The 26,539-nt window shown below is 54.8% G+C and carries 20 protein-coding genes and 1 pseudogene; 2 read left to right on the top strand and 19 right to left on the bottom strand.

Going from position 1 to position 26,539, the window contains the following annotated elements:
• Positions 1-267: 267 nt before the first annotated feature.
• The 10 genes from PXG97_RS14785 to PXG97_RS14740 form a co-directional block, all read right to left on the bottom strand.
• Positions 268-2,436 carry a DUF4175 family protein gene (locus PXG97_RS14785; protein WP_276498552.1) on the bottom strand — a complete coding sequence of 723 codons (2,169 nt, stop codon included), beginning with the start codon at positions 2,434-2,436 and terminating at the stop codon, positions 268-270.
• The gene (locus PXG97_RS14780) at positions 2,437-3,930 is read right to left on the bottom strand and encodes a BatA domain-containing protein (protein ID WP_276498551.1); all 1,494 of its coding nucleotides are present in this window, start codon (positions 3,928-3,930) and stop codon (positions 2,437-2,439) included. It lies immediately after the preceding gene.
• Between the two features lie 289 nt (positions 3,931-4,219).
• The gene (locus tag PXG97_RS14775) at positions 4,220-5,113 is read right to left on the bottom strand and encodes a DUF58 domain-containing protein (RefSeq protein ID WP_276498550.1); all 894 of its coding nucleotides are present in this window, start codon (positions 5,111-5,113) and stop codon (positions 4,220-4,222) included.
• 43 nt (positions 5,114-5,156) lie between these two features.
• Positions 5,157-5,720: an LURP-one-related family protein gene (locus tag PXG97_RS14770; protein ID WP_476745422.1), complete on the bottom strand. Its 564-nt coding sequence runs from the start codon at positions 5,718-5,720 to the stop codon at positions 5,157-5,159.
• Between the two features lie 29 nt (positions 5,721-5,749).
• Positions 5,750-6,289 (bottom strand): hypothetical protein, encoded by a 540-nt coding sequence (locus tag PXG97_RS14765; protein WP_276498548.1) that lies wholly within the window; start codon positions 6,287-6,289, stop codon positions 5,750-5,752.
• Positions 6,290-6,597: 308 nt separating this feature from the next.
• A complete protein-coding gene (locus PXG97_RS14760) occupies positions 6,598-7,593 on the bottom strand; it encodes an AAA family ATPase (RefSeq protein ID WP_276498547.1) in 996 nt (331 codons plus the stop codon).
• 63 nt (positions 7,594-7,656) lie between these two features.
• Positions 7,657-8,274, bottom strand: coding sequence for a DUF4159 domain-containing protein (locus PXG97_RS14755; protein WP_276498546.1), 618 nt, complete (start codon positions 8,272-8,274; stop codon positions 7,657-7,659).
• A gap of 106 nt (positions 8,275-8,380) precedes the next feature.
• Positions 8,381-9,697: a TldD/PmbA family protein gene (locus PXG97_RS14750; protein WP_276498545.1), complete on the bottom strand. Its 1,317-nt coding sequence runs from the start codon at positions 9,695-9,697 to the stop codon at positions 8,381-8,383.
• 141 nt (positions 9,698-9,838) lie between these two features.
• On the bottom strand, positions 9,839-11,485 hold the full coding sequence (locus tag PXG97_RS14745) for a TldD/PmbA family protein (protein ID WP_276498544.1): 1,647 nt from the start codon (positions 11,483-11,485) through the stop codon (positions 9,839-9,841).
• A gap of 238 nt (positions 11,486-11,723) precedes the next feature.
• Positions 11,724-12,224 (bottom strand): septal ring lytic transglycosylase RlpA family protein, encoded by a 501-nt coding sequence (locus PXG97_RS14740; protein WP_276498543.1) that lies wholly within the window; start codon positions 12,222-12,224, stop codon positions 11,724-11,726.
• Between the two features lie 338 nt (positions 12,225-12,562).
• Between PXG97_RS14740 and PXG97_RS14735 the strand changes: the two genes are divergently transcribed.
• The gene (locus PXG97_RS14735) at positions 12,563-13,471 is read left to right on the top strand and encodes a DUF72 domain-containing protein (RefSeq protein ID WP_276498542.1); all 909 of its coding nucleotides are present in this window, start codon (positions 12,563-12,565) and stop codon (positions 13,469-13,471) included.
• A gap of 614 nt (positions 13,472-14,085) precedes the next feature.
• On the opposite strand, the gene PXG97_RS14730 is transcribed toward PXG97_RS14735, so the two are convergent.
• The 6 genes and pseudogenes from PXG97_RS14730 to PXG97_RS14710 all read right to left on the bottom strand — a co-directional run bounded on the left by PXG97_RS14730 (position 14,086) and on the right by PXG97_RS14710 (position 20,194).
• Positions 14,086-15,636 (bottom strand): M16 family metallopeptidase, encoded by a 1,551-nt coding sequence (locus tag PXG97_RS14730; RefSeq protein ID WP_420851799.1) that lies wholly within the window; start codon positions 15,634-15,636, stop codon positions 14,086-14,088.
• 21 nt (positions 15,637-15,657) lie between these two features.
• Positions 15,658-15,903 (bottom strand): annotated as a pseudogene (locus PXG97_RS21505) (insulinase family protein); the annotation flags it as partial.
• Between the two features lie 382 nt (positions 15,904-16,285).
• Positions 16,286-17,623 carry a M16 family metallopeptidase gene (locus PXG97_RS14725; protein WP_276498540.1) on the bottom strand — a complete coding sequence of 446 codons (1,338 nt, stop codon included), beginning with the start codon at positions 17,621-17,623 and terminating at the stop codon, positions 16,286-16,288.
• A gap of 193 nt (positions 17,624-17,816) precedes the next feature.
• Positions 17,817-18,398 carry a CDP-alcohol phosphatidyltransferase family protein gene (locus PXG97_RS14720; RefSeq protein ID WP_276498539.1) on the bottom strand — a complete coding sequence of 194 codons (582 nt, stop codon included), beginning with the start codon at positions 18,396-18,398 and terminating at the stop codon, positions 17,817-17,819.
• A 53-nt stretch (positions 18,399-18,451) separates the two neighbouring features.
• Complete coding sequence (dgt, locus tag PXG97_RS14715; protein ID WP_276498538.1) at positions 18,452-19,840, bottom strand: dGTP triphosphohydrolase; 1,389 nt, start codon at positions 19,838-19,840, stop codon at positions 18,452-18,454.
• A gap of 27 nt (positions 19,841-19,867) precedes the next feature.
• Positions 19,868-20,194, bottom strand: a complete 327-nt coding sequence (locus PXG97_RS14710; protein ID WP_276498537.1) for a hypothetical protein — start codon at positions 20,192-20,194, stop codon at positions 19,868-19,870.
• Positions 20,195-20,799: 605 nt separating this feature from the next.
• On the opposite strand from PXG97_RS14710, the gene PXG97_RS14705 reads away from it, so the two are divergent.
• A complete protein-coding gene (locus PXG97_RS14705; RefSeq protein ID WP_276498536.1) occupies positions 20,800-21,261 on the top strand; it encodes an Hsp20/alpha crystallin family protein in 462 nt (153 codons plus the stop codon).
• 79 nt (positions 21,262-21,340) lie between these two features.
• On the opposite strand, the gene PXG97_RS14700 is transcribed toward PXG97_RS14705, so the two are convergent.
• The 3 genes from PXG97_RS14700 to PXG97_RS14690 all read right to left on the bottom strand — a co-directional run bounded on the left by PXG97_RS14700 (position 21,341) and on the right by PXG97_RS14690 (position 26,010).
• Positions 21,341-23,470 (bottom strand): T9SS type A sorting domain-containing protein, encoded by a 2,130-nt coding sequence (locus PXG97_RS14700; RefSeq protein WP_276498535.1) that lies wholly within the window; start codon positions 23,468-23,470, stop codon positions 21,341-21,343.
• Positions 23,471-23,671: 201 nt separating this feature from the next.
• On the bottom strand, positions 23,672-25,624 hold the full coding sequence (locus tag PXG97_RS14695; RefSeq protein WP_276498534.1) for a M56 family metallopeptidase: 1,953 nt from the start codon (positions 25,622-25,624) through the stop codon (positions 23,672-23,674).
• Complete coding sequence (locus tag PXG97_RS14690) at positions 25,621-26,010, bottom strand: BlaI/MecI/CopY family transcriptional regulator (RefSeq protein WP_276498533.1); 390 nt, start codon at positions 26,008-26,010, stop codon at positions 25,621-25,623. Before PXG97_RS14690 ends, PXG97_RS14695 begins: the two co-directional genes overlap by 4 nt.
• Positions 26,011-26,539: the final 529 nt, after the last annotated feature.

Here is a 26,539-nt window from a genome sequence, read left to right as displayed (position 1 = left end):
GGGGGTAGGGGCCCTCGATAAGGGCATCGCGCTGTGTTCCCTCCTGCGCCAGGGCGCTGCCACTAGCGTGGCACCGGATCTTACAAGGCGCTCAACCCAAAGGCTGGGATCATTCCGATAGCCACTGTCTCTGCTATGGAACAAGTATAGCTCCCCTCCTGGGGGTAGGGGCCCTCGAAAAAGCCAAGGAGGGGCAGGGGTGGTTGGGCCCGGCACTGCCTAACTTTCTAACCTTCTAACTTCCCAACTCTCTAACTCCTAAACTCTCTAATTCTCTAACCGCTTCCTATACTCCTCCGCCAGCTTGCTTCGCACCGCCTGCCCTGGCTGTGGTGTTTGCCTGGCTGGGGGCAGTAGCTCCGCCCAGGCTTGTTCTGCCGCCTCCAAACACGAGACACAAAGCTTTTTGCCTGCTTTTATTTCTGAGATCAGCTGCCGCACATCCTGCAGCGCTTTTAAATTTTTGCCAGAGTTGCTGAGGGCGTGCTCCGCCAGCTCTTGTCCTGCCTTTTCCAGCAGCTGTGCATCGGCGAGGTTATACTTGCCCGTCTGTTTATACTTGGCCAGCCAGCTTAGCGTGGCACGTGTATGCGGTAGCTCCTGTTGCTGGTCTATACTTTGCTGCCCGTTCTGCGGCGTGATCTTATTTAGTTCTCCGGTCAGGCGCAGCTCCGGCTCTTTTAGCGGTGGTGCCTCAAAGCCGGTTTTAGCCACATACGCCCGCTGCGACTGCTGCACATCCTTCAGCATTCGCAGGGCTTTGTACTCGAAGGGCAGGGCTTCTTTGGGCTTGTGCGTGCGCAGCCGCAACTCCGCCTCCCACATCTGCGCCAGCGCGCCCTTCAGCTTGGCTTTCACGGCAGGCTCAAAAATCGTGGCGGCCTCTTCCATGTCGTGCTTGTGCAGGTAAGGGTCCAGCAGAGCCTCGGGGCTGTTCTGGTTCTCGAACTCCGGGTGGTCGTGTCCGTCGCCTTCAAAATGCGTTTCTTCCTCATGCTCCTCCGCTCCCTCGGGGATGCCGCCTCCCGGGCCGATGCCGCTCTCAAACTCCTCGCCCAGGAACTTGCCATAGCGCAGGCGCAGCAGCTTTTGGTCTACCCCGATGTTATTAGAACGCTCCTCAAACGCTGTTTTACTGATGCTTTTCTGCTCCTTGATCAGCTTCTCCGTATCGATGATAATCTGGCGCTGACTACGGAAGTACTCCGGTACCGGGTTCACGCCGGCCGTCATGTCGAAATCGGCCTCCACGATGGTGGTGTCCTCGATCTGCACAAAGTAGGTTTCGGAGCGGGTGTAGCCGCGGTGGTTGTCCCAGGCCTGCAGGTAAAAGTATAGCTCATCGCCGAAGCTCATGCCCAGCTGTTGCAGGTCGAGTGTTTGGCTGACACGGTAGTTGCGGCTGTTGCCGCTTAGGTTCAGTTTGATCTTTTCCTCCCGGAACTTCACGGCCTCGCCGCTACCCTTGGCTACCGTCGCGACCATGTTCGCTTCGCGGATGCCGTAGTCGTCGGTGAGCTGCGCCTGTAGCGTTACCCGCTGCTGCTCGCCCAACCGGATCTCGGTGTACTCTTTCGGCTTGCTGATTTGGATGGCTGGGGCCTCGTCGGGGATGATCTCCAGGGTATAAAAAGCGGACTTTTGTCCGTTCAGGTTGATGGTGTAGAGGCCGGGCTCTGTGAAGCTGCGCGAGAAAGTATAAACTCCCTGGTTTTGCTTAAACCGCTCCGGCTGCTCGTTCAGCTCCAGCTGCAGTTGTGCAGGTTTGCTGGTGCGGATGCGCCAGGTAACGGTAGCCCCCTCCTCCACGCGCAGGTTCGGACTTTCGGCTTTGTAGGTTTGCTTGCCCGTGTAGCGGGGCGGTGTGATGGCGATGTCTATACTCTGGATCTGCGCAGCGGTATCGGCAACTGCGGCGGGTGCCTCCGGGAACGCAATCTCCACTTCTTTATCTGGAGAGAGAGCCGCCAGCGGGGCCGCTGGCAAGTATAAAATGCCTACGGAAAGCACCAATGCCAGCCCCAGCGCCACATACGTGGGCGCGCCTTTCAGCGTGTAAACCTTCTCCGGATGAAGCTCCTGAAGGATAGCCGCCACTTTCTGTTGCTGCAGCCGCTGCAGCAGGTTTTGCGGCTCCTGCAGGAGCAGTTCGGTGCTGTCCTCGAGTTGCGGGTACTGCCGGTTCAGGTGGCGCGCTACGTGCTGCAAGCCAATCATCGAAACCGATTTCCAGCGAAGTATAAAGTATAAAACGGGGGACAGCAGGATGCCAAAGGCCGTTACAGCCAGCAAAGGGGCCTCGAACCTCCAGCGCCAAAGTATGGCCACCGCCACCAGTATTGCCGCTAGCGCCTGCAGGGCATACAGCCACAGCTTCGCCTGCACGTACTGCCGGCGGATCCGCTGTAAAGTATGGATGCTCTCTGGTATGGCCATTTATAGACTGCTGCGCCTGCTGGCAATGATTCTCTCGATTAAAAATAACACAAAGGCCGCTAAAACAAACCACTTTAACAGTGGCTCGCGGGTGGTTTCGTCGGCACTTGCTGCTGCTGCCTGCACACGGGTTGCCGGCAGCAGCAGCTGCTCGTCTAGCGCGCGGTAGTCGTAGGTTGCCTGCGGTTGCGGCAAAAGCAGTGGCAGCAGTAGCTCGGGCAGTTGCGCGCTCTGCCCCAGTTCGCTCCAAGCTGGGGCAAACCCACTCCGGAAAGTATAGATTCGGCCCTGGCCAATTTCCTGAGCATAAAGCAGCGGCTCTCCGTTTGCTGCCGCCCATACTTGGTTTTGCTGCAGTGGCTTGCGTTGGTTGATTTGGTGCACTTGGATAGCTGTGCCGCCTGCTCCGGCCAGGCTGGTTTTTACCGGCTGTGGCTCCTGCCCCTGCTGCACCCACACCTGCAGCCCCTGCTTTGCCTGTTGGTTTATACTTTGGGGCAGCGGCTCGTTACGCAGCCAGAAAATCCAATCGGCCTGTGCGGAATCGGCTTTCACCTGAATTGGCAAGCCAGTGTAGCTGCTGATAGTCCGCAACGCTGCGCTTAGGTAGGGTACCTCCGCCTGTTGCGCCTCACCGGCAAGTATGGCTACCTGCAGCGGCTTGGCTTGTATTTTTACCTTGCTGCTATGGCCGGAGCTGGTGGCCTGTAACGAGTCCTGCTGGCGTTGCAGCTGCAGCTTTTGGTTGCCGGGCAGGTTTATACTTTGTGCGGATGCGGCTGTTCTGTACCTGCTGTACTTCGTGCCCTCGCGGGAGCTGTGGCCAAGTAGAAGCAGCAGGCTATCGGGTGTGGTTTGAGTGGCAGCCTGCAGCCAGGTGATACTTGCGGCTGTGGCAACCGGAATCCAGCGGATGTGCTGCGGAACCGCTTCGGGGCGAGTACCTGCAAAATACTGCTGCTGATCCGAGGTAAGGAGCAACACGCTATCCTGGGGCGATTTATACTTTGCTGCCAGGACCGGTAGCAGGCTCCAGTAGTTATACTTGCTGCTTACCAGGCTATCTTGTGTCCGATTGCTAATCTGCTGCCAAGCCTCCTGCGGTATCTGCTCTAAGTTTGGTGTATACCTGTGCAAGGTATAGCCACGCTGCAACAGCGAGTCGATGGTTGGCTTGATAGGGGCAAGGGCGGAAGTATAAAGCAGCTCTTCGCCGATGACCACTGCTCTTTTCCCCTGCTGCTTTTGTGCCTGACGCTCCCACACCGGCTGCGCCAGCGCCACCGCTAAAAGTATAAGTATAAGGCAGCGCAGCACCAGCAGCCAGAAGTTGCTCAGCTTTATACTGCTCCAGCGGTTACTCGCCGAGGCCTCCAGCCAGCGCAGACTACCCACCTTCACTGTCTTCCCCTGCCGCTTGTTCCACAGGTGAATGGCGATCGGGATAAGTATAGCCGACGCTGCAAAAAGCCAGTATGGTGCGAGGAAAGTCAAGTTTATAGTTGTTGGTTATTAGTTGTTAGTTTGTGGGACGATTAACCCACCCCTAACCCCTCCAAGGAGGGGAATTTTAGTATTGCTTTTGATAGAGCATAAATTTTATAGTTGCTGTCATCTCCTTTTGCTGGCGCGAGTTTGCAACTCGTGCCTTACAATGGTGTTGAGTTTGTAATTCAACTGGGCCGGAGGCCCAACTATAGCCGGCACGAGCGAGGACGCTCGCGCCATGATTGGGTACTTCATATTATTTCATCCACTCAGTCACTCAATCGCTCATTCTAAATTACCCGTAAAGCAGCCGCTTTTGCAGGAAAGCCCTTAGCGCCTTGTCCAGCGGCTCGTCCGTTACAAACCTGTCGTAGGCGATCTGGCGGTTGCGCATGTCTTTTTCTATATCCTGCAGCCACTCCTGCTGTTTGGCTAAATAGGCTTGCTTTTGCGAAGCACTGCTCACCTGTAGCGTTTGCCCCGTTTCCAGGTCCTCGAAGGTGAGGGTGCCGGTGTAGCTGAAGTCAAGTTCGTTGCGGCTCATGAGGTGGGCCAGCAGCAGTTCGTGCCCCTGCGCACCCAGCTTGTACAGCAGGTTCTTTATCTCGTGCTCGTGCTCATATAAATCCGACAGAAAAACAGTTAGCTCCTTCTGCCGCCTGTCGGCAAACAGGTTGGCGGCTACCTCCATGCCCGGGAACTTACCCTGCGGGGTTACCTCGGCCAGCTGGTGCCAGAAGCGCTGCAGGTGCATGTTGTCGGAGCGCGGCGTCAGGTTGATGAGCTGGTTCTCGTGCAGCACGTACAGCCCCACCGCGTCGCCCTGCGTCGTGGCCAGGTAAGCCAGCGAGGCCACCAGAAACCGTGCATAATCCATTTTGCTGATGCCGTTTACATCTTCGTGTGCCATTGAGGCGCTGCCATCCAGTATAAACCGCACCGTGATGTTGGTGTCTACCTCGGCCTCGCGGATGTAGTAGCGGTCGGAGCGGGCAAACATCTTCCAGTCGAGCTGCCGCAGATCGTCGCCGGGCTGGTAGCTACGGTACTGGCTAAACTCCAGCCCTGCCCCACGCCGCAAACTCTGGTTTTGTCCCGCCAGAAAACCTTCCACCACCGTTTTCGCCAACAGCGGCAGGTCTTTTATGGTAGCCAGTACCTTCGGGTCGATGAATTTGTGGGTGGTCAAGGGTAAATCAGGATTTTCAGGGTTTATAGATTGTTAAGACTAATTATGATAGTTGCTTTGCCTTCCACTCATAATTAAACTCTTTTGCTTGTGGGCCAATATTTCCAAAGTCAATGATTACTGTGTTACCATTGTCGTTACTGCTATTTTGATTGTCAAGCATCAGGCAGAAAGCTACAATCAATTCATAATCACTATCATCATCAGCAACTAGCTTGTAGTTATCGCCTTCAAACCATGATACCATTTCTTTATCCCACCAAGCAACCTGAACATCATTTTTGTAAACAGAATGTTTTCGGCCTTTGTGTCCATAGATATCATAAAGGTTAACTCCCTCCTGACATTGGTAATGAGATCTCCAGAGTGAGACTGTTGTAAAATTTATATCATTCCCGTCCCAAAGAGTAACTCTATACTTTGTATTGAACCACGACCACCTCTTTTTCATGATGAGCCTAGCACGTGAACTCTGATTACTGAATAAGTATAGTCTAGGTAGAAAGCTAATCAATTCAGTTGAAGCAGAATGTGATAGTTTGCCATTGACGTAAATTCTGTACTTGTCTTCAAAGGCTATCTTCTTCTGATTTATATTAATTACCATTTCTCTAGACTCAAAGGGCCAATAACCACCTACACCAAACTCTGCCGCAACTTCAGATCCCTTAGCTCATCTTCGATAGCCGCTTCGTCCAGTATGATATCCACACCACCGATTAGCTCCTCGCGCACTTTTAGCATGTACTTTCGGGTGTCGGTGTAGAACACAATGGCAGCGTCATAGTGTATGGTTTCGTCGAACTCCTGGTTCCAGTCCTGGTACACCTCTATCATCAGCACCGGCGACGACAGCAGCTTTAGTTCCGAGTGCCGCCCGGATTGCAGCAGCTTTTCGCAGCGAAGCGGAGTATTGCTTTCCTCTACCTCAAAAGTATAGTAGGTGGTAGAGGACTTGTCAGAGAGCCTGTAATCGGCGCTGATGTTGATAAAGCTTTGGTCGCGCTTGTTCTTGGTGAGGCCCAGTGCAAACTCCGGCGCCCAGTACAGCACCTTGCCATCGGTAGCGTGTACCTTTATACTTTCGGTAAAGAAGTAGCAGATCCTTTCTCCCACGATCTTCTTCAGGAGCTGTGTACTTGCCTCCGTCAGCTTTATAGTTGCTGTCTCTTCCATCTGTTTCTGCTTTAGTTATTCAAGCGAGTCTGGAGACTCACACCCACCCTACGTCACGGATTGGATACCCGCGCCAGTTTTTCTCTACTGCTGTTCCAGATTTTGCTGTTCTGGATTTGCAATCCGGAACTACCTAATAAGCGGATTTGCAATCCGCTTATTAGGTAGTAGCTTTAGCCTTTGCTAGTGCGGATTATAAATCCTTGCAGTACCATATTTTCGGATTGCAAATCCGAAAGAGCATGTTGTCCGCACTCCATTTGTCAATTCATAATTCTTAATTCGTCATTCTTAATTGCCCGCAGGGCCTACACCAGCACCGCCTTCGGCAGCTTTATACTTTGCAGCAGCTCGTCTACCACCTTGTCAGGAGTGATGCGCTCTGCCTCGGCGGCAAAGTTTACCAGCACGCGGTGGCGCAGCACGGGGTAAGCCATCGTTTTAATATCCTCCGCAGTTACCGCAAAGCGGCCATGCAGCAGCGCCCGGGCTTTGGCGGTAAGTATAAGTGCCTGCCCGGCTCTCGGGCCTGCTCCCCAGCGGCAATACTGTTTTACAAAATCTACAGATGTGCTGTCGGGGCGGGTGGCGCGTACCAACTGGTTCACAAACCCGAGAAGCTCCTCGCTGATGCTTACCTCACGTACCAGCTGCCGTAGCTGCATTACCTCGTCGCCGCTAAGTACAGGCTGCACCTGTGCCTGCCTTGTGCCGGTGGTGCTGGAAAGAATGTTTAGCTCCTCCTGCTCGGTGGGGTACTTTATTTTGATGAACAACAGGAAGCGGTCCAGCTGCGCTTCGGGCAGCGGGTAAGTGCCGGCCTGCTCAATAGGGTTTTGGGTGGCCAGCAGGAAGAAAGGCTTGGGCAGGAAGTATGTTTTACCGGCATACGTTACCTCGTGCTCCTGCATGGCCTCCAGCAGCGCCGCCTGCGTTTTGGGCGGCGTGCGGTTTATCTCGTCGGCCAGCACGATGTTCGAGAAGATCGGCCCTTCATTGAACTTGAAAAAGCGCTTGCCGGTGGCATGGTCCTCTTCCAGCACCTCGGTACCCAGAATGTCGGTGGGCATCAGGTCCGGCGTGAACTGTATTCTGCGGAAGCCCAGATCCATGGCGTTGCTGAGCGTGCGCACCAACAGCGTTTTGGCCAGGCCCGGCACGCCTTCCAGCAGGCCGTGCCCGCCGGCCATCATTGTAATCAGCACCTCGTCGAGCACCTCCTCCTGGCCCACGATTACTTTCTGTATCTCCTGCTTTAGCCGGGGCAGCTTTGCCAGCAGGTGTTTTATGTCTTGTTCAGTCATTTTATACTTAGGTAGTATGGTTAGGCACTCGCAGGAGCTGCGCACACTGCGAGGTCGGCAACACTAACTGGTAAGCGCATACATGATGATGTTGACGCCGAACTTAGTGTTATCCTCTGCCAGCCAGCGCTTGTTTCTAAAGTCATAGTCCCACTCACAGCCATAGTCTTTGTTGCTGTAGAGCACGGCGATGCGCCCGTTTACCTCGATGGCCTTCAGGTAATCGTGCACCAGGTCATCGCCCCAGCCGTTTAGCTCAAAGCTGGTCGTGGGCGGCCCTTCCTCAAAGGTGAAGAAGCTGCGGTAGAGCTTGTGGTTGTTCGGGATCTTTTTCAGCGCATTTGTCCCGAATATCTGCCGCATCTGCTCTTCAAACGACTTGGCAAAAAGCCCGTCAACGTCGTGGTTGCAGTCGTCTACAAATACAAAGCCGCCATTCTTCACGTAGGTCTCAAAGTTCTGCCGCTCCTTCTGGTTAAACTGCACCAGCTTGTGCCCGCTCAGGTAGCTGAAAGGGTAGTTAAACAGCTCCGCGCTCTCCAACGACACCACCTTCTCCTGCTCGTTTACCGGCACCGTAGTGTACTGGATAAGCGAGTGCAGTAGATTGCTCGGCATACGCGGGTCGGTATCCCAGTTGCCAGAGCGGTATTGCAGGCGCACAAAGGTGAAGGGTTGCACTAGGGGAGTTAAGAGTTAAATGTGTAGCGTTTAGCGTTACAGTATGAAAACAGATGCCGCACACAGCACTGCTGCATACGGCATCCGAAGTATAGATCTGCAGCAATTATACCGCATCCGAAAGGCTCGTGAACGTAAAGTCACGGATCTTCATGGGCGGGATAAGGCTGCCGCTGATACGCTGCGGCTTGCCCAACGCCTCCAGGTTGTTGAGCATGATCACCGGACTTTCGTTAAAGCGGAAGTTCTTCACCGGATACATGATCTTGCCATTCTCAATGTAGAACGTACCGTCGCGGGTAAGGCCGGTGTAGAGCAGCGTCTGCGGGTCTACGGAGCGGATGTACCACAGGCGCGTAACCAATATGCCGCGCTTGGTGCTCTTGATCATATCTTCCAGCGACTGGTTCCCGCCTTCCATGATCATGTTGCCTGGGGGCGGTACGGAGACAGCCCCTTTGTTGGATGCCCAGAAGCGGGTGTTGTACAGGTTCTTCACCACACCTTTGTCTATCCAGGTGATTTTTTTCTGCGGACGGCCATCGCCGGCGAAAGGCGAGGAGGGCACCTCCAGGTGCGTTGGGTCAGAGTATACCGTGATGCGCTCATCCACCAGTTTCTCGCCTACCTTGGTCTTGCCGCCTGGCTTGCTCAGGAAGCTGCGGCCCTCCTCAGCGTTCCGCTGGTCCATGTTGTAGAACATGTTCTGCAGCAGGTCTATCGAAGCGGCTGGCTCCAGGATAACGGTATACTTGCCTGGCTCCAGTGCACGGGCGTTGCGTGAGTTAGCGGCTTTATCAGCGGCTATCTGCGAGGCTTTGCCCGTGTCCAGCTTGCTCACATCCGAGAAGTCCTGGGTTACGTAACCGGAGCCGGTGCCATCTTCGGTACGCATGGTCACCGAGAAGTCCACCACCGTAGACGGATGATAAGCGAACAGGCCCTTGTTGTTCATCTTGGCCGTGAAGTTGGTGTAGTGCTCTAGGAAGCCGGCGGCCGTCAGGCCTTTGGCGGTAGCGGCTTTTATACTTTTAGCGGCCGCCTCGGCTCTGTAGGCCGGGTCTATCTTGGCTGTGGAGTCGAAATGGGCCTTGGTGGTGATGTACTGCTGGGGCCCGAGCAACTCCACGTACTCTGGGCTCTCCGGCGCCAGGCGCGCGATCTCCTCCGAGCGGCGAATCACTTTCTCCAGCGACGCATCGTCGAACTCATTGATAGTGGCCACTCCGGAACGCTTGCCGAATCGCGACTCCACCGCCATGGATATGTTTTCTTCCGCACCGCTCGTGGATACCTCGTTTCTGGCGTAGCGGATGTTGCCGCCTGTGTTGCCGTTGAGCGTGATCTCACACTCATCAGCCTTCGAAAAACCCAGTGCTTTCTTCAGTATCGCCTGAGCTTCTTCTTTCGTTAATATTGCCATGTTTGGATAGTTAAGGGTTGAGAGTTATGAGTTAAAAGTTATGTGGGATTTTGATTGATACCGCTTTCCCTATCGCCTGTAGTCAAGAGTTCTGTTGTTGCCACTCTTAACTATTAACTTTTAACTCTAAACTAATAATCGCTAGATTTTTCTAGCCGTGTTGATCACGTTCACGCCATCGAAGCGGGTGTGGGCAGAGCCGTGCGACACCGCACTGATCTGGCTTGGCTGCCCTTTGCCGTCGAAGAACGAGCCGAACAGGCGGTAGTCGCTCTGGTCGCACATGTCGGAGCAGGAGTTCCAGAATTCCTGGGTATTGCTCTGGTACGCCACGTCCTCCAATGGGCCGACAATCTTACCTCCTTTGATCTCATAGAACGTAGTACCGCCAAACTGGAAGTTGTAGCGCTGCTGGTCGATAGAGTAGGAGCCGCGCCCCGCGATGTAGATACCTTTATCCACACCACTTATCAACTGATCCACATTCTTCTTCTCCTTGCCCGGCGCCAGCGACACGTTTGGCATACGCTGGAACTGCACGGAGCTCCAGCTGTCGGCGTAGCAGCAGCCATGCGACTCCGGCTCATTGATGATGTGCGCCTGGTCACGAATGGCCTGGTAGTTCACCAGCACCCCGTTCTTGATCAGGTCCCACTGCTTTGTTTTCACGCCTTCGTCGTCCCAACCCACGTAGCCGAGCGAGCCTGGCTGTGTTTTATCGGCGAAGATGTTCACTTTGTCGGAGCCATACTTAAAGTCCTTGCCCTTCCACTTATCCAGCGTGGCAAATGAGGTACCGGCATAGTTAGCCTCGTAACCCAGCACGCGGTCCAGCTCCAGCGGGTGCCCCACAGATTCGTGTATTGTCAGGCCCAAGTGGTTTGGATCAAGGATAAGGTCATACTTGCCTGCCATCACCGATTTTGCCGTCAGCTTTTCCCTGGCTTGCTTGGCGGCCAGAGCCGCATCCTCCAGCATGTCGTAAGCGTAGCGGTAGCCGGTGAGGCCAGTGCCTTCCGGACCTTTTATCTTCTCAGATGCCTTCGGGACCATATACTCCCAGCCCATCCCCATCGGAGCGCTCAGCGCCTCGCGGGTTCTGAACTTGCCGCTGGCCTTATCCACAGCCGTAACCGTAAAGTTCGGCCAGATGCGGTGGATGTCCTGGTCGATGTAAGAGCCTTCGGTAGAGGCAAAGTATTTCTGCTCGTTCACCTGGAACAGGGCCGAGTTAACGAAATTGGCTCCGTTGTCCATTGCCTTGGCGTTGGCCGCCAGCAGCAGGTCGGCTTTCTCGCCCACAGGCACCTCAAAGGCATTCTTCTCGATAGGCGTTCTCCAGCTTACCTCGCCGTAGCCTTTCACCGGAGCCAGCTTCACGGGCTCCTTTTGCAGCTTGGCATTGGCCTTGGCAATGGCCACAGCCTGCTCAGCAGCTTTGGCAATGCCTTTGTCGGTTACATCAGAAGTGGCGGCAAAGCCCCAGGTACCGTTGGCCAGCACGCGCACGCCCACGCCGTAAGACTCGGCGTTCACGATATTCTGCACCTGCTTTTCGCGGGTGAAGACGTACTGCTGCAGGTAGCGGCCTATGCGCACGTCGGCATAAGAGGCACCCTTGGACTTGGCTGTGTTCAGGGCAACGTCGGCGAGCTTCTTTTTGAGGGCCGAGTCAACGGTTTCCAGCAAGCGCTCTGGCGAAACTGTGTTACCGAAGACGGGGATGGAAGGCAGCATTAAGCCCCCTAGCCCCAGGGCCGACAATTCGAGGAAATTTCGTCTTTTCAAAGTATAGCAGGTTAGTTAAAGTTTAAAAGAGTTAGGTTTCGGTATCTAAGTATAGCAATTCCATTTTATATCTCAAAGTATGGCCACGGCTTAAAAGCTTAAATACAGCTTTTTATAGATGAAGCAAGAATACTTTTAGACTAAAACAACAAAAGCGCAGCGCCTCTACAGGCACCGCGCTTCTAAAGCGGTAATTTAATCCAGTAAATTAAAGGAAGGCTGTTACAGCCATCGCACCTTACCTCGCGCTTAGCAGGATACCAGCGTCTATACCGGCATCAAGCTCGTTTTTAGCATAGGATGGCGCATTGAATGAGAACCCAACAGCCGAAGCCAGGTCAGCCTTGGTCTCCAATACCTCGATTTTCACGTTGCCAATACCCTCGCTGTGGAAATCAAGCTTGCGGGCTGCGGCCTCAGACACATCAATGATGCGATCGCCCACGAAAGGGCCTCTGTCGTTGATGCGCACGATAACAAATTCGTTGTTATCGAGGTTGGTCACTTTCACTTTCGTGCCGAAAGGAAGCGTTTTGTGCGCGGCGGTCATGGCGTTCTTGTTGTAGCGCTCGCCGCTGCTGGTTTTCCTGCCGTGGTAACGACTGCCGTACCACGATGCCTCGCCTTTCTGTACTTTGGCTTGGCCGGAGTTGTTGTTCAGTGCAAAAGTTGGTTGGCCAATGCCGATAAATAGAAAAATGACTAATGAGAAAATAAAGCACTTTCTATTATGTATCATATCACTTAATAGTTGGTGAAGCCGCAAAATTACGGAATTTGTTTTTAAACGAGGCCTTTTACGCCGTTATTGCACCGTGGGTGTAGGGGGATATAGGCTGGAGAGGTAAAATTGCCTTAAGTCAGCTAATGCAGAAATCGCCTTTTAAAGGACGTATGGCGATATTTTCATACATTGGAAGCATAGAAAATAACCTATAAAAAATAATTAAAAATTTTCTTCTGGCCAAGGAGATTTGATCCAATTTTCGCCCCATTTTTGGTGAATCCGGCCTGAGGCACTCCGGCAGCTCCTGCTAATTTTGCGCTTACACGTATAGTAACTAAAAGCATAAAACCATGGACTTTGGAAAGCTGCCCGACATCAGCCGCGTAGACTTTACGCTGCCCCCCAACCATCCCGACACGCTGCCGCTGCTGCAGCAATCCGGCTCTTACCTGAAGCCGCAGGTATACGTGGGGCTGCCGGTGTGGGTAAACAAGGCCTGGGTAGGCAAATACTACCCAGCCGGCATGCCCGAGAAAGAGTCGCTACTGTGGTATGGCAAGCAGTTCAACACCATTGAGCTCAACAGCACCCACTACCACATCCCCAGCCCCGACACCATCGACCGCTGGCGCAACATGGTGCCACGCGGCTTTAAGTTCTGCCCCAAGTTCCCACAGCTCATCAGCCACGAAGCCGCCCTGCGCAGCACCCAGGATGTAACCGCTGCCTTCTGCGCGGCCGTTGCCGGATTGGAGGACAAGCTGGGCGAGGCTTTTCTGCAACTGCCACCCTACTTTGCGCCTAACCAACTGCCCGACCTGGAGGCTTTCCTTGCTTTCATCCCCGAAAGTGTACCCATTACGGTAGAGCTGCGCCACGAAGGCTGGTTTGTGGACAACGTGGCCAGCCTGGAGCTTTTCGAAGTGCTGGAGAAGTATAAAGCCGGCACGGTGCTGACCGATGTAGCCGGCCGCCGCGATGTGCTGCACATGCGCCTCACCACGCCATCAGCCATGATCCGGTTTGTGGGCAACGGCCTGCACCCCACCGACTATACCCGCATTGATGCCTGGGTAGAGCGCCTGCAGGAGTGGTTTAGCAATGGTTTGCGCCACCTATACTTTTTCGTGCACGAGCCCGACAACACGCTAGCCCCGGAGCTGGCTACTTACCTCATCGAGCAGCTCAACAAAGTATGCGGCTTTGATTTAAAGCCGCCGAAGAAGTATGTGCAGCCGGTGCAGGGGGAGTTATTTTAGATAGACCCCTCCCCGGCCCTCTCCTAAAAGTAGGGGAGAGAACTCAGCTGCACCGGGTCCAACCACCCCTGCCCCTCCTTGTCAAAGGGGAGGAGCTCTGTTCAAGCTCCATCAGCTCTGGCTATCAAACCAAATCCCAGTCTTTGGGTTGAGCGCCTTGTGAGATTCCGGTGCCCTGAAAGGGCAGCCGCAGCGCAGCGGAGGCAGGAAGGGAACACAGCGCGATGCCCAAAGACGAGCCCTCTCGGGCTGGAGAGCCCCAAAGCCAGCTATGGAAAGAGCCGCTTGTAAAGCTGAGGATCAGCAGTAGCTAGCAAGGATAGCTTAGCTCGGGTTGCAGGAAGTCGTGGCTAGGATGTTTAGCCAAAGTATGCCTTACGCGGATCTGAAGATCCGCGGCAGAGTCGGTTTCAGACGGGGATGTCCGGAACAGCGAGGAAATTTAAAGCGACACGGGCTGCAAGCCCGCGCCAGCGGAGGATTCCAGTTGTGCTAAAGTATAAAGACACAAGCGGACGCTTGCGCCAGGGAAGCCTTTTCAGGTAAGCACCAAGAAAAAAAGCGGCTGCCCTAGCTAGGGCAGCCGCTTTGTACTTCATCGGCAAGTATAAACCTTAGAGCTTGAACGTATCGTCGCTCAGGTTTTTGTTTACCTCAATAGTCTGTACCTCGGCTTTTATTGCCTGCGGGCCAACCACTGTCTCTACTACGTATGGGAACTTCACGCCATTCACCTCTTTATAATTTCCAAAGGTTTTGGTCTGGGTGATTACGCCCTGAGGCGTCTCCAGGCTGTTTACCTCTTTCAGGCGCAGGCCTGTATCTTTAGCGAAGTAATGGGTGGCTTTCTGGCCATTCGGCTGTTTCACCTCTACGGCGTAGGCTTGGGTACCGTCAACATCCTCTACCCCTGTCAGCTTGGTTTCAATGCCTAGCTTCTCGTACTGCAGCACCGGAAACAGGTTTGCCTCCAGCTTCTGCGTTTTCAGCTCCTCTGCCGTCATCTCCTTGTTCACGCCCTGCATCGGGGCCTCCATTTTGCCTTTGTCGCCGTTGATGATCACGCGCTGCATCGGGTTGTTGTTCATCAGCACCTGCACCAGGAACTTATCGTTGCCTTTCTGCTGCTGTTTAAACACCAGCGTCATGCCCTGGATGGTGGCGTTGCTGGTGACGCTGATATCCTTCAGCTTTTCGATGTTGGCTTTGCCGCCGATCGCCTTGATATAGTCGTTTATCACCTGCTCGGCCGTTAAGCCAGCCGGCACGCCCATGGCCGCGCGGTCTACTTTCTCACCCACCGTGTTGTAGTAGGTGATCTGGCTGTCGTCCTTGTCAAACTTCTTCAGCTTATCGGCAATCTCAGAGGCGTTGCCTACGGCCAGCACGTACATCTTGTCTGGGTTAATGTACTTCTGCGCCACGCGCTGCACGTCTGCTGCCGTTACAGCCTCCACCTTTTTCAGGTAGTTCGGGTAGTAATCCTGTGGCAAACCGTAGCGGGCCGTGTTGATGGCGTAAACCGCCACCGTTGCCGGGTTCTCCAGGCCGCGGCCGAAGCTGCCCATCATGTAGGCTTTGGCGTCCTGCAGCTCCTCCTCGCTCACGCGCTCGTTGCGGATCTTGCTCAGCTCGTTCATAAACTCTACCACGGCACTATCGGTAACGGCGTTGCGCACATTGGCGCTGGCGTTAAAGCGGCCCAGGATCTCATCAGAGCTGATGGAAGAATAGGCGCCGTACGTGTAGCCGTGCGTCTCGCGCAGGTTCTGGAACAGGCGGGCATCCATGCCTCCGCCCAGGATGTTGTTCATCAGGGAGGCTGCCACCGCATCCTCCGCACCCGGCTTCATATCCACGGGGTTGGTAAGTATAAGTGAACTCTGCACCGAGCTTGGGCGATCCACGATCACCACCTGCGTTTGCTCCGGCTGCTGCGGCAGGTCATACTTCACTTCCTGCACATCAGCTTTCTTCCACTTGGCAAACGACTTCTTCAGGAGCTTCTTCATCTCCTTTTCCGTCACATCGCCCACCACGGCCAGGTAACCGATGTTCGGCTTGTAAAAGGTGTTGTAGTACTTCTGTATGTCCTCCAGCGTAAAGTTATCCACCGTCTGCTCGGTCATCAGTTCCCCGTAAGGGTGATCTTTGCCGTACAGCACCAGGTTGCGGGTGCGGCTGGCAATGGCATCCGGGTTGTCCTTGGCCTGCGCCAGGTTCGCCTTCATCTGCTTTTTGATCTTGTCCAGCTCCTCCTGCGTGAACTTCGGGTTCAGCAGGGCGTCGGTAGTCAGATCAAGCAGGGTGGGCAGGTGCTTCTTCATGGAAGAGGCGTTGAAGCCGGTAGAGGAGAAGCTTAGGTCAGCCCCAATAAAGTCTACCTGCTCATCGAACTGGTCCTTGGTGCGGTTGGCGGTACCGGTGCGCATCATCTGGCCGGCAGCCTGCACATAACCGGCCTTCTCGCCTTCCAGGATCGGGTCGCGGTCCAGCACCAGCGACATAGATACCACCGGCAGTTTGTGGTTCTCCACCACGTATACTTTCAGGCCGTTCTTCAGGGTGAAGTGCTTGTACTCGCCCAGCTCTATTTTAGGCGCAGGACCCGGAGGCGGCGGGGTGGTTTGCTGGGCCTGTGCCGGCATGACACACAGCAGCGCCAGCGACAGCAATGCGGTACTATATAGTTTCTTTATCATGATATCTCTAAGATTTTAGCCTGACAAAAGATTATGTGACAAAGGACAAAAGACCTTATAGATGTATGGTATATCCTTTGTCTTTTGTCATCAAGTCCTTTGTCTAAAATTTCTACTTTTTTGCTTCCGCTGACTTTGGCAGGTAGTGCAGCACCACGCGGTTGTTCTTGGTCAGGTACTCCTTGGCCACACGCTGGATGTCCTCCTTCTTCACGTTCAGGTAACGCTGCAGCTCTGTGTTGATCAGGTTAGCATCGCCAAAGTATACATGGTAGTTGGCCAGGCTCTCGGCACGACCGGCCACCGTGCGGTTCTGCTGCACAAAGTTGCTCTCTACCTGGTTGCGCAGCTTCTGGAACTCGCGGTCAGAAAGCGGCTCGGTTTTCACGCGCTCGATCTCGGCATCCATGGCTTGCTCCAGATCGTTTACCTCCACACCCATGTTGGCAATAGCGAAGGTCAGGAACAGGCCCGGGTCTTCGGTAGGGAAAGGGATAGAGGCGGCGGCCACGGCTTTCTGCTGCTTGTCCACCAGCGCCTTTGGCAGGCGCGCGCTCTCGCCGCCAGAAAGCAGCGTGGTCAGCATCGAGAGGGCATAGTAATCATCTGTACCTTGTGCCGGAATGTGGTAGGCCTGGATAACGGCTGGCAGCTGAATGTTGTCATACACCGTTTTGCGGCGCTCCGCTGTCTGCTTAGGCTCCTCCACGTTCGGGCGAGGAATCTCTTTAGTGCCTTTCGGGATGCCCGCAAAGTACTTCTCGATCATCTTCTTGGTTTCCTCTACATTGATGTCGCCGGCCACAGACAGGGTGGCGTTGTTGGGCACGTAGAAGGTCTTGTAAAAGTCGCGGAACTCCTCAATGCTGGCGGCGTTCAGGTCTTCGAAAGAGCCGATCGGCATGGTCTTGTATGGGTGCTTGGTGTAGGCTGTAGAGAACACGTTCTCGCCCATAGAGCCGTACGGCTGGTTGTCGATGCGCTCGCGCTTCTCCTCCTGCACTACCTTGCGCTGGGTCTCCACGCCCACTTCGTCTACCTTGGCGTGCTTCATGCGCTCAGCCTCCAGCCACAGCCCCAGCTCCACCTGGTTAGACGGCAGCAGCTCATAATAGTAAGTGCGATCGAAGGAGGTGTTGGCGTTCAGGGCGCCGCCGGCTTTCTGCACCAGCGAGCTGTACTCGCCGCGGCCGATGTTCTCGGTGCCCTCAAACATCAGGTGCTCAAAGAAGTGGGCAAAGCCAGAGCGGCCCTCTACCTCATTCTTAGAGCCCACGTGGTACAGCACCGACACCGCCACATTAGGTGTGGACTTATCCTGGTGCAGGATCACGTGCAGGCCGTTCGGGAGCGTGTACTCCGTGAACTCAATCTTGTTGCCATTGCTCTGCGCCATCGCCGACAGGCTAGTAACGCACCACAAAAGGCAGATGATAAATTTGCTCTTCATGTGTTTTTGTTTGTTGAAAAAAGGGTGTATTTGGCCAAAGGCCACTTGCAGCAGCTGTGCTACAACGTCTAAAATTAATTCAAAATGGGCTAAGAAACGAATTTACCGCACCGCAAAGCTACCGCATTATACAGATGAGAGAGGGAGGAAGATGAACCTCGATTTTTTCTAGACGAAAGGAAGCAGGGGCATGCTACTTCTCCTGCAGCACCCAGAAAAGGCCTTTAACCTTACTTCGCCACCTGGGCAACCGCATGACCAGCACAAGCTCCTCCAACTCCCCAAGTATGGCCAGCGCCATGGCAGTGTAGAAAAGCCAGCCAACAAAGCCGAACAGGAAAAGGGAGAAGTAGAAGATACCCAGCAGTATGAAAGAGGCTTTATCGAGGTAGGTGTGGAAACTGCTGGGTTTGCCGTAGCGCAGCATGGAGGTCAGCAACTCCAGGAAGTATAGCCCTACCAGCACACTCAGCAGCACTACCTGCTCTTCCAGAAAATTGGGTTTAAAGATGAAGAGGCTGGCCAGCATGAAAGGCACCGTGAGCAGGTCGCTGCAGGAATCGAGCTTGGCACCGCGCAGGCTCTCCTGCCGTTGCCGGCGCGCCAGCAGGCCGTCCACGGCATCGGTAGCCAGGCTGATAGCCAGCAACACCAGGAAAGGCGCCTCCTGCCTGTTCAGCAACGTGTACAACAATGCCGGCACCGCCAGCAACCGGTAAACCGAAAGCCAGTCCTGCGGCTTGTACCTTTCAAAATTGAACACTGGTTGCGACATCTGCTGAACCTTAACGACTTAGCTCATACGCAGACATCATTATGAAGGATTTATCAGTACATCCTCGGCAGCTCGATTCCCTTTATTTTGCGGTACAAACCCAGTGCCGCCTGGTCGGTGAGGCTAGTCACGAAGTCGCAGATGTGGATGATGCGCTCATATTCGGTTGCCTCGTCAGGGAGCTGCAGGTAGTGTGGCGGGATCAGGGCGCCCAGCTTTCGGTGGTGCTTCGACTCTGGCCTGAACACGGCTTTTATACCGGCGTCCAGCAGGCCGCCCAGCACCTCAAAGCCGGCAGCCTCAATTTCCAGCACCGGGCGGTTCTGGTAGATCAGCTTTATAGATAAGTCCTTTATCTCGTCCAGCACCGGCTTGCTGCTTACTTCATTGATCAGCGGCTTATCATAGGTGCCGGCCAGTATTTCCTCTTCGTGCTGCAGAAAAATAGCGGTGGTTTCCTCTATCAATTTGTTTATGATGCGGGCGCGCAGGTAGCCGATCTCCTCTTTCCAATCATAGAAGGTGAGGCTGGACTTGCGGTTCGGGTCGTCGTTGAGGATCTGGCGAAGGAGGTCCATACCCTGTTCCTGTGGCACCAGCCCCAGCTTCAGGCCATCCTCAAAATCGATGATGCGGTAGCAGATGTCGTCGGCGGCCTCTACCAGAAAAGCCAGTGGGTGGCGGTGGTAAAACACTTCCCCGTCTTGGCCTTTCTTCAGCAGCCCCAGCTCCTGGGCAATGGTGTTAAACCATCCTTTCTCCGTCTGGAAAAAGCCATACTTCTTCTCACTGGTATTTTTGGTGCCGGCCACTTTGGGCAGCGACTCTTTCGGATACTTCGTGAAGGTGGCCAGCGTGGTGTAGGTCAGGCTGAGGCCACTGTGGCTAACACCGTCGGGCAATTGGCAGTGCGCCGGATACGTATACGTCAGTACCCTAAAGCCCGCAGCGTTGCCCTCGTAGTTGCGTAGATCCGCTTTTTCGGCGGCTGTCAGGTTCTGCAGGTATGCCTGTGCCTCATCGCTCAGGAAATAGGCAGAGATGGCATCTTCGCCGGAGTGCCCGAAGGGCGGGTTGCCAATGTCGTGGGCCAGGCAGGCCGCGGCCACTACATCCCCAAAATCAGCTTCCTGAATGTTTTTCTCCTGCGCCAGCTGCGGGTGCCGCTCCAGTATGCTTTTGCCCACGATGCGCCCCAGCGAGCGCCCCACCACCGAGGCCTCCAGGCTGTGCGTCAGGCGGGTGTGCACAAAATCGCTTTCGGGCATGGGCATGACCTGCGTCTTGTTCTGCAGCCGCCGGAAAGCTGAGGAAAACACGATGCGGTCGTAGTCGCGCTGGAACTCGCCGCGCACCGACTCATCCGAAGTATACTTCCTGTCGTTGGTCTCGAAGCGTTTTTTAGAGATAAGCTTATCCCAGTTTAATCTTTGTTGAGGCATGGTTCGCAGGTATAAGTTAGCTCCGCATCAGGCCGGCACTATACTCCCAAAGAGGGCCATAGCCGGGCAGAGCGGGAAAACAATCAAAGCAGGCATAAGCCCAGACAGCGTTTGCAGGTTTCCCTGCTTAGGCACACGCAGTGTGGCAAAATAAACATAAACAACTGTAATCAGTACCCCCTGTAAGGAAAATATCGGAACCAGGCAGAAAGAGCCGAAGCGGTGCGGTAGGGCGTGCAGGAGAAGAAGAAGCGTGTGTATGGAAATCATGTAGAGCTCCACATGGTTGCGGTGCAGCCCCGGTGAACCAGCAGGGCGGGAAATCTCGTCATCCTGCCAGGCATCAACTGCCACTCCTCTGCCTTTTCCGGCACATAAAATTCGATGTCATGACGCACTTTTTTCTAAAGCTCATGTGACAAATGCCTTATTTTCCAACAAGAGTAATGAGCGATTAGGCGCCAGAAACACATTTACATCCCTAAAACCCCCTCTCCATCTCCGATTTTCCGATGTGACAAAAGCACCTTAAAATACCTTGTGTTATAGAAATGAGGGGTGCACATTTGTGCCATCGTTCACAGTCTTTCCAAGCTAGAAAGCCCTTAATGCTCTAAAACCAACAGCTACGGCATCAGCCAGGCGCGAGTCTCTTCCATGGGCTTACCGCACGCCTGGCATAACAGGTGCCTTTCCTGAAAAGGCAGACAACAGACAGTATCCCCAACTGCATGTTGCCTGCCTTTTTGCTTTTTCCACCAGCCCACAGTGCTTGGCCGCTCTTGCCCAGGCATGGCTAAGCGGCTTTTTTATTGCGTGAGTACCGGGCGTACACCTGCTAACAACACTCCTACAACACAACACGCACGCAGGCCACTCGTAAAAATAAAAGCCAAAGCATTATGCGTTTAAGCTAATTTTAAACTTAAAGAACAAAAGGAGGAAAAGCCATGGCAAACATGATGACCAGGAGAAACAGGGGGAATGCGATGCCAACCCGCTCTGTATTCTCTGACTTCTTCAGCGATGTAGACCGCTTCTTCGAATCAGACCTTTGGGGCTTCCCTTCTCGTGTAGGCCCTCAGATGATGGCCAATGTACCTGCCACCAACATCCGCGAGAACGAGCAGGACTATGCCATTGAGTTGGCCGCACCGGGCATGCAGAAAGAAGACTTCAACATTGATGTGCACGATGGCATGTTAACGATCAGCTCTGAGAAAGAGGAGGAGAAAAAAGACGAGCAAGAAAACTATACCCGTCGCGAGTACAACTACAGCTCTTTCACCCGTTCTTTCCGCCTTCCCGACGCTGTAAAGGAGGAGGACATAAAGGCCAGCTACAAGGACGGGGTGCTGCACGTTACCGTTCCTAAGCGCGGCAACAAAGAAAAGCCCAGCCACAAGATCCGGATCGATTGAGCGGATAAAGCAGAAAGTGTAAAAGCAGCAGCGCCGGAGCTTTTGGGCTCCGGCGCTGCTGCTTTTACAGTAAATAGGATTATTGCTTCAGAATCCGCTCTGTACCGTTACGGCTGCCTTCCTGCCACTTCAGGAAGTATATGCCAGCCGCCAGCCCCTCAAGGTCGATGCTGTAGGCGCTTGTGCCGGTGCTGAAGCTGATTTCATACGTTCTTACAGCCTGCCCCTTTGCATTGTAGAGCTGCACCTGCATAGTGGCACCGCGGCTAACCAGGTAGCGCAGGGTAAGCCGTGTGTTCTCCCCTCCAACCGGGTTAGGGAAATACCGCAGCACACGCAAGTCAGCTGGGTTGACCACTATAACGCGGGGCGAATAGCTGACCTCACCGCTTCTGTACGTTACCTCCAGGCGGTAGTAAGACTGCTCGCGCAGCGGGCTCGGGTCCGCGAAAGTATAGCTCAGGTCGCCGGTATTCGGCCCTTTGGCCGCCACAGAGCCCACATCCTCCCAGGTTACCCCATCCTGGCTGCGCTGCAACATATAACTGACCACCTGCTGCTCATTGCGGCTTATCCAGTTTACCTGCACAGCGCCTGCCGCGTTAAACGCTGCTTCTAGCGTTAGTATTTCTGGGGCCAGGTTACACTCGCCGTTCGGGTTCGGCACCATAGGAGGCTGGCTACAGCTGTTTTCCTTGGTGCTGGCCGCCATTACCAGTTGGGCGCCGCGTATGTCGAGTGGGCTCAGGTCACGCTCCAGGCGTGCGTACTCAATGGCGTAGAACATCACGGCATTGTCCAGGTTCACGTGGCCAAGCTGGTGGGCATGCCCCAGCTCATGCAGCATTACTGTCTCAAAATCAAACTGGCGGTTACCGGGGCCGCCCGGGCCATACTGCCAGTCTATTTCGCTGTTGATCTCCATGTCGAACTCAGTTACCCAAAACAGTGTGTCGTTGGTGACACGGCTGGCGCAGCCTTCATAGCGGCTAATGGTGCGCGCCAGCACCGACTCGCCAACCGTTGATTGTGAGGCAAACCGGACGATAGACAATCCATCGTCTGCCGTGCTGTTTTTTGTGGTTTGGCCACCCAGGGTCCAGTTAATCTCTGAGACGCACACCCAAGTGTTTACGGCTCTTCTGAAGCCTTCTTTGGCAGCCAGGCGGCTTTCCATGCTCTCGGCAAAGAGTATGGTATAGCCGCCGGAGCCATTCTGGTCAGTAAGTACAGGCCGGAACGACTTGTCGTCGAAGTCGATGTTGGAGTAGGCGAACTCCAGCGTAATGCCCCCCACAGAGGTAAAAGAACTACCATCGCTGGTCGTTACACGGATAGGGCCGGAGCCAGCCGTACCCTCGTCCTGCATCACCGAAGGGATGTACATCTTGATCTGCGTGTTGGTCCAGGAGATATACTCTGTTGGGAGCGGCTTCACGAATGTCTGGCCTCCGTCGTCAGCGTTTCTGAACTCCACAGAGCCATTGCCGCGGCTGCTGCCAAAGCCGGTGCCGTTTATAGTCAGTACAACGCCTGTGCCTGCGCTGGCCACCCGCGGCGAGAAGCTGGTGATAATCGGTGCGGTAACTCCCTGCTGCTGTTGCTGCCCGTTCTGCACAGAGGTCGCCTTCAGTTTCTGGTTCTCGGAGATGACGCGGAACTGCTGCCCCGTCTTCCCGCTCACAGCATCGTACAGTTCCTGCACACTGCCATACTTCTCAAACACGCCGCGGGCAGTCCGTCTCTCCAGGTCATACTGCACAAACCCTTGTTCGCTGCCGTAGGCGCGAGTGCTCACAGACTGATTGCCCGGGGTGCGTTGGTGCATCTGCTGGCGGCTGAGGAAGAACAGGCCCTGCTGCCCCGGCCTTAGCTTAAGTGCCGTAGAGAAAACATGCTTTTTCAAGCCTATCGTGCCTCCCTCGGTAATTACTTCCACCAGCTCAGCCTTCACCTCGCCTTTAAAGGCTTTGTACACCTTAATGATGTTAGAAGTATAGATGTTTTCATGCTGGGCATCCCAGAACGACTCCTGCCGCACCACTTCGCCCTCCACCACCATCTCGGCGCCCTGCACGCGCTCCTGCAGCGAAAGCGGGATCATGTGCTGGGTATCGGAGGCAAAGGCGTGTACCGAAAGCAGGAGCAGCAGCAGCAATGAAAGCGCAGCGCGCAGACGTGCCTGTGTTAAGAGAAATCTTTTAGCCATGGGGTATGGGTGATGATGTAATTAAAACAACGTTTTGGGCCAGCCACGCGGCAGGTACGCCTACTTACGCAATTTTACCCGTAAAGGGATGTAGGCACATAGTATAAACTATAGCCTTACAGCTACTTAAAAAGCATAAAGCCTACCTTTTGATACTCAAAGGTAGGCTTTATTACGAAATTTGCATAGTGCCGGCACAAGCTACTCCTTATCCGGGTGCAGCCACTTTTTATACTTGTCGTACACTTGCTGCGGCTGCTTTTTACCGTTGATGAAGAACTCGCCGTTATTTAGCTGGATGTTCAGGTTGCTGCTGTCGCTCTCGATCAGGCCATCCTTCAGCAGCTCATCCTTCATCTGGCGCATATTCTCAGCATGTTTATGGCGGCGCTCCTCCATCTCTGCCCTGCGCGAGTCCATTTCGGCTCGCCGGGCCTCCATTTCATGCTGCCGCGCCTCCATGCGGGCCCGCATCTCATCGGCTCTTTCCTCGTGTCTGATCATAAGCTCTCGGTGTCTCAGGCTGTCTTGGGCTATACGCCGTACCACCACTTGCTGTTCAAATCTTCTGGCCTCCTGCTGCATCTGCTGTGCATGCCGCTCCATCTCCTCCTGATACTTCTTCATCTCGCGCTCATAGGCTTTCTGCTCTTTTTTGCTGGCGCCTGCTGGTGGGGCAGGAGGGGCCGGCGGAGCCGGAGGCGCTGGCATGGGCGGCAATGGCGGCAGCGGGGGCAGGGGAGGCAGGGGCTCCTCTGAAAGACGCTCCACAATAACCCTCTCTTCTCTCGTGCCCCGCCTGGTTCTTGCCAGCGCCTCGCGCTCCTGCACTATCAGCTCTTTCACCTCCTCCCGTGTGGCCCTCGGTGCATTGGCAGTGGCCTGCAGGCGCTGCTCTATAAGGTCGTTATACTTCTCGATGTCCTTCTTAGGGATGCGCTTGCCGTCCACGTACAGCTCTTTCACCTTTCCTTTTTTATTGGTGATGATAACCACGTTGCGGCTGTTGCCCTGGGCATCCTGCGCTATGAAACTTTCTGCCCCTCCTGTATCCTCCGCGCCTCCGGCTTCCGCCGCTGCCGTTTCCTTCTCAGGTTGGGTTGGCTTCTCCGCCTCCAGCGGCTGCCGCTCGGCCACCGCCCCAAAAGACACGGCCAGCAGCCCGATTACCAGCACCAGGCCAGCGGCGAACCCCTCACTAAAGGTTGGCTTCAGGGGCTGCCCCACCAGGCGTTTGATCCGGTTGATCAGCGAGCCGCGCTGCCCCGAGAAGGCCACGGCCATAACAGGCGCAGCCGGCATGCGCATGGCCTCCAGCTCGGTAAGGGCGCGGGCGTAGGTCAGGGAGTCGCCGCAGAGGGCAACGGCCACATCATCGCAGCAGTGCTCGCGCTCGGCCCGCACCACCCCAGACACCCACCACATGGCCGGATGGTAGAAGTACAGGATCTCCACCACCGACTGCAGCAGGTTCAGCAGGTAATCCCGGCGGAGGATGTGCGCCAGTTCGTGGGCAAGTATGGCTTCCACCTGCGCCGGCGTCAGGCCCGTTACCGCACCCATCGGCAGCAGGATCACCGGCTTGGCCACGCCTATCGCCATGGGCACCTGCACCAGCGCCGACTCCACCAGCCGCACGGCCTGCTGCATGCCCAGCCGCCTCTGCAGCTGGTTTAGTTTCTGCTGCCACTGCTCACCCAACTCTGATGTTCTGTAGTTACGCAGGCGCTGGGTGTAGGCCAGGCCTCCGATAAAACGCACGGCCATCAGCACAAGCCCTAGCAGCCATAGCGTTACCAGCAGCGGCAGGTGCTGTTCAAAGTACACCTGCGCCGTTCCCAAGGGATCTGCCCAGAACGAGGCATGTATACTTACAACCGGCGCCTCAGCCACCACCTCCATACTTCTAGCTGGCGCTAAAACCGCATCCGCTTTGCTGAAGTAGATTGCGAACGTGCCTACCGACAGCAACAGCTGCAGCAGCATAGCCGAACTGGCCACAGCATAGCGAACTCTGGCCGAATGGCGGTGCAGCAGCACCAAAGACAGGCTCAGGAGCAGTGCCACAAAGGCTCCCTGCCACAGCGCGTGCAGCAGTGTCCAGCCAAGGGCGCTCACCAGTCCCTCCGGCATCAGGTTTTCTACTAGGTTCATTTCGTACCTCCTTCCAGTTTATCTAACAGGTTTCTGATTTCATCGAGTTCTTCCTTGGATGTGCGGCTGTTGCCGAGTGCCTGCATCACCAGTTTGCTGGCCGATCCGCGGAAGGCGGTGTCCAAGAAACGGCTGAGCAGTTGCTGCTGCGTGTCCTCCTCCTGCAGCAGCGGCTTGAAGATATGCGAGCGGCTAGACTTGTCGGCCTCCAGCATGTTTTTCTCCGTCATCAGCTGCATGATTTTGAGGGTGGTGGTATAGCCGACTTCTTTGTTTTTGCTGAGCTCTTCGTGCACGAAGCGCACGGTACTCGGCCCGTGCTGCCACAGCACCTGCAGTATCTCCAGCTCTGACTCCGTAGGTTTTGGGATTTGTGGTAAGGTCATAGGGTAGAAGTAGTTAAGCGTTCTTGAGATGTTGTACTGCAAGTATATACGAATAGTTTCGTAACAGGAAATTTATTTACGATTATTTTCGTATGTTGGTAATGAAGGTGCTCCCCTTAGCCGCTGATGCCTCTTCTCATACGCTAGTTGTAGATCGTGCTTTCCTATTGCTTCTGCTTCCTGCATTTTGACACAAGAGCTATCCTTGCTAGCCCCCGTTTATCCACGGTCCTACCACCTACCTGTTTCACCTCCTACTTTGGCTCGCTCCAGCCCGCGAGGGCTCGTCTTGGGGGTAGGGGCCCTCGATAAGGACATCGCGCTGTCTACATTTCCTTTGCTGTCGCAATGCCTCGCTCTCGCTCGTCACCGGAAATCTAGAAGGCGCTCAACCCAAAGGCTGGGATCAGGTTCGGTAGCTACGGCTAGTACTACTGTCCCCTTAAGGGGACTATAGGGGTGTTTATACTTTAACTATAGAACTCATACTTCAGAATCAGTAATCACAAGCTCCCCTCCTGGGGGTAGG

Source organism: Pontibacter litorisediminis, from assembly GCF_029360645.1.
Taxonomy (GTDB): domain Bacteria; phylum Bacteroidota; class Bacteroidia; order Cytophagales; family Hymenobacteraceae; genus Pontibacter; species Pontibacter litorisediminis.
Note: the sequence above shows the minus strand (reverse complement) of the source record. Positions and strands in the feature narration are given on the sequence as shown.

What these genes read in the sequence shown, in the direction of transcription:
- PXG97_RS14750 (WP_276498545.1), bottom strand. Translation starts at nt 9,697, where the DNA reads ATGGCAATATTAACGAAAGAAGAAGCTCAGGCGATACTGAAGAAAGCA.
- PXG97_RS14770 (WP_476745422.1), bottom strand. Translation starts at nt 5,720, where the DNA reads ATGGTAATTAATATAAATCAGAAGAAGATAGCCTTTGAAGACAAGTAC.
- PXG97_RS14785 (WP_276498552.1), bottom strand. Translation starts at nt 2,436, where the DNA reads ATGGCCATACCAGAGAGCATCCATACTTTACAGCGGATCCGCCGGCAG.
- PXG97_RS14700 (WP_276498535.1), bottom strand. Translation starts at nt 23,470, where the DNA reads ATGGCTAAAAGATTTCTCTTAACACAGGCACGTCTGCGCGCTGCGCTT.
- PXG97_RS14740 (WP_276498543.1), bottom strand. Translation starts at nt 12,224, where the DNA reads ATGATACATAATAGAAAGTGCTTTATTTTCTCATTAGTCATTTTTCTA.
- PXG97_RS14695 (WP_276498534.1), bottom strand. Translation starts at nt 25,624, where the DNA reads ATGAACCTAGTAGAAAACCTGATGCCGGAGGGACTGGTGAGCGCCCTT.
- PXG97_RS14735 (WP_276498542.1), top strand. Translation starts at nt 12,563, where the DNA reads ATGGACTTTGGAAAGCTGCCCGACATCAGCCGCGTAGACTTTACGCTG.
- PXG97_RS14705 (WP_276498536.1), top strand. Translation starts at nt 20,800, where the DNA reads ATGATGACCAGGAGAAACAGGGGGAATGCGATGCCAACCCGCTCTGTA.
- PXG97_RS14720 (WP_276498539.1), bottom strand. Translation starts at nt 18,398, where the DNA reads ATGTCGCAACCAGTGTTCAATTTTGAAAGGTACAAGCCGCAGGACTGG.
- PXG97_RS14725 (WP_276498540.1), bottom strand. Translation starts at nt 17,623, where the DNA reads ATGAAGAGCAAATTTATCATCTGCCTTTTGTGGTGCGTTACTAGCCTG.
- PXG97_RS14765 (WP_276498548.1), bottom strand. Translation starts at nt 6,289, where the DNA reads ATGGAAGAGACAGCAACTATAAAGCTGACGGAGGCAAGTACACAGCTC.
- PXG97_RS14690 (WP_276498533.1), bottom strand. Translation starts at nt 26,010, where the DNA reads ATGACCTTACCACAAATCCCAAAACCTACGGAGTCAGAGCTGGAGATA.
- PXG97_RS14760 (WP_276498547.1), bottom strand. Translation starts at nt 7,593, where the DNA reads ATGACTGAACAAGACATAAAACACCTGCTGGCAAAGCTGCCCCGGCTA.
- dgt (WP_276498538.1), bottom strand. Translation starts at nt 19,840, where the DNA reads ATGCCTCAACAAAGATTAAACTGGGATAAGCTTATCTCTAAAAAACGC.